This window comes from Pseudoalteromonas sp. GW168-MNA-CIBAN-0100 (assembly GCF_040309225.1).
In the GTDB taxonomy this organism is placed as follows: domain Bacteria; phylum Pseudomonadota; class Gammaproteobacteria; order Enterobacterales; family Alteromonadaceae; genus Pseudoalteromonas; species Pseudoalteromonas arctica.
Map to the genome: position 1 here is coordinate 1 of NZ_JBEOOL010001223.1, position 211 is coordinate 211.

Annotated in this window: 1 tRNA gene; it reads left to right on the forward strand. The window is 46.4% G+C overall.

Features of this window, described 5'->3' with window-relative positions:
• Positions 1 to 136: 136 nt before the first annotated feature.
• A tRNA-Gly gene (locus AAEY62_RS25300) sits at positions 137 to 209 on the forward strand.
• The last annotated feature ends 2 nt before the right edge of the window (positions 210 to 211 follow it).

The window sequence follows — 211 nt, forward strand, 5'->3', positions numbered from 1 at the left end:
ATTGGTAGACACAAGGGATTTAAAATCCCTCGACTAACAAGTCGTGCCGGTTCAAGTCCGGCCTCGGGCACCACTTTGTGGTTTAATTACATTACCAAGTGTAATTTGTAAATGGTTAATTTAGAATTAATATGATGCGGTACTAGCTCAGTTGGTAGAGCGCGACCTTGCCAAGGTCGAGGTCACGAGTTCGAGCCTCGTGTACCGCTCC